General features: G+C 68.2%; 3 protein-coding genes, 1 tRNA gene and 1 pseudogene. 1 reads left to right on the forward strand and 4 read right to left on the reverse strand.

From position 1 onward, the window contains the following. From FVW27_RS09310 to FVW27_RS09320, 3 genes are all read right to left on the reverse strand, one after another. Positions 1-336, reverse strand: a 336-nt coding sequence (locus FVW27_RS09310) for a DUF456 domain-containing protein (protein ID WP_167124569.1), incomplete at its 3' end; no start/stop codon positions are given. A 174-nt stretch (positions 337-510) separates the two neighbouring features. Continuing rightward, entirely contained in the window at positions 511-1,815 is a 1,305-nt protein-coding gene (locus tag FVW27_RS09315) for a phenylacetate--CoA ligase (RefSeq protein ID WP_167124571.1), read from the reverse strand. Between the two features lie 198 nt (positions 1,816-2,013). Further along, positions 2,014-3,171 carry a DUF1786 domain-containing protein gene (locus FVW27_RS09320; RefSeq protein ID WP_208294718.1) on the reverse strand — a complete coding sequence of 386 codons (1,158 nt, stop codon included), beginning with the start codon at positions 3,169-3,171 and terminating at the stop codon, positions 2,014-2,016. 433 nt (positions 3,172-3,604) lie between these two features. Here FVW27_RS09320 and FVW27_RS09325 point away from each other — a divergent pair. Then, positions 3,605-3,691 (forward strand) — tRNA-Leu (locus FVW27_RS09325). Between the two features lie 183 nt (positions 3,692-3,874). Here FVW27_RS09325 and FVW27_RS09330 read toward each other — a convergent pair. Beyond that, positions 3,875-4,133: pseudogene (locus FVW27_RS09330) on the reverse strand (hypothetical protein); the annotation flags it as partial.

Raw genomic sequence — 4,133 nt, forward strand, 5'->3', positions numbered from 1 at the left:
CAGCGCGCCGGGCAGCGCCCCCAGCCCGAACAGGAAGGGCGCGCCCAGGATGGCCCCGGCGATGGCCCCCAGAATGCCGCCCAGGTTGCCTCGCCCGGTGGAGCCGTACCGCTTGCCGCCCAGCATCTGCACGCCGAATTCCAGCACTTCGCCCACGGCGGCGGCCCCGATGACCGTGGCGAAGAACCACGTGTCCATGCCCGGCGCGGCGGGGGCCAGCAGCTTCCACAGCGCCAGCACGCCCACGGCCAGCCAGTTGCCCGGCAGCCCGAACACGTTGAGTCCGATCATGCCGAACAGCACAATGATGCACAGGGTGGCGAGAATGTATTCCATGATGGATCACTTGGTGTGAAGGTGGCGGATTGGGAATAGCGGCGAACCATGCCGTTATCAATGCGCCCCAATTGAAACGTTTTGAAGGAGGGGTGGGGGTGCGGGGGAGGGGAGGAAACTTTTGGAAAAGTTTCCTCCCCTCCCCCGCATTACTTTCAACAGAAGTACCGTAACCTACAACGCGGGGCGTTCGCGCAGGTCCTGCACGCGCTGGGCCTTGCCTTCGCTTTTGGGCAGGCTGTTGTGCTGGACCAGGTCCACCTTGGGGGTGACCAGGATTTCGTCGTGGATGCGGCGGGTGATGCGTTCGCGCAGGCCGTGCAGCTTGCGCATGTCTTCCTCGAAGTACTCGTCGCGGATTTCCACCTTCACGCGCAGCACGTCGCGGAAGTCGTCGCGCTCCAGCACGATAAGGTAGTTCTGGCCCACTTCGGGGAAGCCCATGAGCACCTGTTCCACCTGCATGGGGTAGATGTTCACGCCCTTGACGATGAGCATGTCGTCGGCACGGCCCAGGATGCGGTCGAGCCTGCGATGCACGCGACCGCAGGGACATTCGCCGGGCAGGAACCGGGTCAGGTCGCGTGTCCGGTAGCGCAGCACGGGCATGCCCTGACGGCACAGGGTGGTCATGACCAGTTCGCCCACCTCGCCGTCGGGCACGGCTTCGCCGGTGACGGGGTCGATGATTTCGGCGATGTAGGCGTCTTCCCAGACGTGCAGGCCGTTCTGATGCACGCACTCGAAGGCCACGCCGGGGCCGTTCATCTCGGACAGGCCATAGGAATTGTAGGCCTTCAGGCCCAGCATGTCCTCGATGCGGCGACGAGCCTCCTCGGTGTGGGGTTCCGCGCCGATGAGGGCGATGCGCAGGGGCAGTCCGGCGGGGTCTTCGCCTTCGTCACGCAGGGCGGCGCCCAGGTACAGCGCGTACGAGGGGATGATGTGCGCCACGGTGGTCTTGAAGTCGCGCACCAGCTTGACCTGGCGGCGGGTGTTGCCCGCCCCGGCGGGGATGGTCAGGCAGCCCAGGCGCTCGGCGCCGTAGTGGATGCCGAGGCCGCCGGTGAACAGGCCGTACCCGGCCATGTTCTGGAACACGTCCTCGCGTCGGATGCCCACCATGTGCATGCAGCGGGCCATCAGGTCCGCCCAGGAATTGAGGTCGGACTGGGTGTGGTAGACCACGGTGGGGGTGCCGGTGGTGCCGCTGGAGGCGTGCATGCGCACCAGTTCCGACTTGGGCACGCAGATCAGCCCGTCGGGGTACTGGGCGCGCAGGTCGTCCTTGCTGGTGAGCGGGATGCGCCGCACGTCGTCCAGCGAGCGGATGGAACCGGGGGTGACGCCCGCCTCCTTCAGTCGCTGGCCGTAGAAGGGCGACTTCATGGCCTGCTCCACGGTGTTGCGCAGGCGGACGATCTGGGCGGCGGTGATGGCCTCGCGGCTCCAGATTTCGGCGATGTCGAAGAATTCCATGGCACCCCTCTTTATGGTTGCCCGCGTGGCGGGCCGTGTTGGCCGAAAAAAAACGAGTGTCCGGGTGGCACTGTAGCCAGCAGGCGGTGCGAGTGCCCATCGGTTGCGAACCGGGCAAGGCCGCCGCACGGGGCTGAATCCTGCCGCACGGGCGGCCAGCCCTGTCGCACGGGCGGCCAGCCCTGTCGCGTGGTCCTGTTAAGCCCTGACGCGCAGATCCAGCCCGTGCAACAACCCGTGGCAGCCCGCCAGCATCATGTCGCCGTGCGGAGCGATGAACTGGCCGTGCCCGCGCAGCATTTCGCGGCGCGGGCCCAGCACGAAGGCGGGGCGAAAGCCCTCCGTTTCCGGCGGGATGTCCGGGGCAAAGGCGCTGCCGTGGCCCCCGGCGGCCCGCACCTGTTCGTCGGGCAGCCAGCACAGGCGGAATTCGTTCAGGTCGTGCAGCAGGCTTTCGGTGGTCAGCATGCCGGTGTGGTGCTCGTACACGCCCCACACCCTCTGGCGGAACACCAGAAAGGCGATGGTGTGGCTGTTGCCCGCGTTGACCACCAGCACCCCTTCGCGGGCGCTGCGGGCCTGCACTTCGGGCAGGGCCAGCGCGCCCAGCACGGCGGCTGCGCCGGTATCGGCCACGGGGCCGCCGCCGATGGCCCGCTGCAAGGTGCTCAGGCGGGTGAACTGGGCGGGTGGTACGTCGTAGATCAGGCTGGCCGGGTTGGCGCCTGCTTGGCCGTCACCGGGCTGGCCGTCCGAGGAATTGTTGAGAAAATCGCGCCACAGCTCGAAGCGGCCCACGGTGTTGGAGCCCTGCGGATGGTGACCGTGATCCTGTGCGGCGGCCACCACCAGGTGCGGCTGCGGCAGGCCGCAGGTATCCAGCAGGGCGCGCCAGAAGCCGGGCTCGTAGTCGGCCAGACGCACCGGGGCGAACCCGGCGGGGCAGGATTCGGCAATGTCCACGCCAAGGGCGCGCACCCGTTCCGGGTTGTCGTGCAGGGCCAGGGCCGCGTCCGGATGGGCGGCCATGCGCAGACCGGCGGCCACGTGGGCCTTTACCGCACCAAAGAAGCCGCCGCCCATGTTCTCGCCGTGCAGCCAGATGTGGCGGCCTTCGGCGGTGAGTTCGGCGATGCGCTTGGCCACTCGGCGGGCGGGCGTGGGCAGCACGAAGCGCGGCCAGTTTTCGGGATTCAGGCCGGGCATGGTCAGCAAGACGTCCTGGGTGCCGCTGCCGATGTCCAGGCACAGGATGCTGCCGGGTGCACCGCCGGATGCTGCATGGGGAGACGCGGCCTGAGTGGATGCGGAACTGTTCCGGGCCTGCTGGGCGGGGTGAAAGTCGGGTATGTTCATGCGTGGGTACGGTTCGTGTGGGTTCGGGGTGGCTGCGGCAACGCAGGCCGTGCCATGGCATGGCGGCCCGTGCGGGCTGCCGGAAAGGGCCGTTGCGGCGGCGGATGAAGACAGGGCACGACAGTACATGCAAACCCGCAACCACCGCAAGCCGCTGAGGGCGCGGCGGAATGTGCCGGATTGCGTACCGGGACCGGAGGTGGCGCGAGACGTGACGCCGGAAGCGGGCGGTGCATCCGGCCCCTGCGGCGCGCCTCCCTCCGGCGGGTGGAGGAAGGGGGCAAACGGTGTTTCGCCGCAGCCCGTCGCGGCTGAGATCGGCAGAGGGCGCGTCGCGCCGCAGGTTTGTCACGCACCGGCACCGAAGGTGCGGAAAAACGACAGAAAGTGCTTGCCAATCCGGGGCGTCCAACGCTATACGGTCGTTCCCCGTGCCGAGGTGGTGGAATTGGTAGACACGCTATCTTGAGGGGGTAGTGGGAGAAATCCTGTAAGGGTTCGAGTCCCTTCCTCGGCACCATATTTCGAAGAGGCCGCAGTGGTAACGCTGCGGCCTCTTTCTTTGTTGGTGTGGGCAGGGCCGGTGGGGAGATTGATACGCGGCAGGGGTGCCGCCCGGATCGGCTTGGCGGACCGGGAGACGGACCGGAAGACGGGGCGGTCAGGGCACAAGGGGGAGGGGACGCTGGGCAGGGGCCGAGGGTCAGGGCCGGAACAGGTCGCGCAGAATCCCGGCGAAAAAGGCGGCAGCGGCGGGCACCTGCCGCCGGGCGGGCAGGGCCAGCAGCACGGGGACGGACAGGGAAGTGCGGATTCCGGGGACATCCGCCCGGGACATATTCACTTGGCACGCATCCGTCTGGGGGGCATCCACGAGGGCGGCGGCGTCCAGCGCGCGCAGTTCGCCCCGGTCCACCTCGTCGCGCACGGCGCACAGCGGCACCACGGCCACGCCCAGCCCC

Origin of the sequence: Nitratidesulfovibrio liaohensis, assembly GCF_011682075.1 — a bacterium.
GTDB classification, from domain to species: domain Bacteria; phylum Desulfobacterota; class Desulfovibrionia; order Desulfovibrionales; family Desulfovibrionaceae; genus Cupidesulfovibrio; species Cupidesulfovibrio liaohensis.